The sequence below is a fragment of the Escherichia sp. MOD1-EC6842 genome, assembly GCF_002965705.1.
Taxonomy (GTDB): domain Bacteria; phylum Pseudomonadota; class Gammaproteobacteria; order Enterobacterales; family Enterobacteriaceae; genus Escherichia; species Escherichia ruysiae.
Genome location: NZ_PTRF01000059.1, coordinates 1 through 600, shown reverse-complemented (window position 1 = coordinate 600; position 600 = coordinate 1). Strand labels below are relative to the sequence as shown.

Genomic DNA, 600 nt, shown 5'->3' with positions numbered 1-600 from the left:
GTCTTTGTAGGTTTCCAGCGCCTGCTCCGGATCGCCCGCCTGCGCTTCAAACCCTGCACCATCACGCAGTACCATCGCACTTTCCATCGACGGCGGCTGAGATTTTGCCTTCGGGATCAGCTTGTTAAACGTCTGCTGCGCCGCTGCGGTATCGCCAAGCTGCGCCTGTACCAGCGCCACGCGCCGCTGTGTATTCAGTGAGGTATTGTCGGTGGCGGGCAGTTTCGCCAGCTGGCTACGTGCCGCCACTTTGTCACCGGCGGCGATATCCACTTCCGTCAGGCCAAGAATGGCATCAACGTTAGTTGGCTCCCGCGTCAGGACATTCTGATACGCCGCGCGGGCGGCGGTGTCATCACGTCGCTGCTGTGCCCAGTCTGCCAGGGTGAGGTCAATGCGCGTGGACGGTGGCTGTTGGCGCAGCATCGCTTCCGCTTCTGCCTCTTTGCCGCTTTCACGCAGGCGGCTGGCGGTTTCCAGTACCTGATCGCTTTGCAGGCGGTTTGCCAGTTCCTGAATATTGCTGTTCCACTGCGCGCGCGGCAGGCTGTTGATATGCGCCAGCGCGGCTCTGTCCTGGTCGTGACCGGAAAGATACAG

General features: G+C 61.3%; 1 protein-coding gene. It reads right to left on the bottom strand.

Features of this window, described 5'->3' with window-relative positions; all coding sequences use genetic code 11:
* A partial coding sequence (locus A7Z29_RS23070; RefSeq protein WP_157944816.1) for a tetratricopeptide repeat protein occupies positions 1 to 600 on the bottom strand: 600 nt, incomplete at both ends.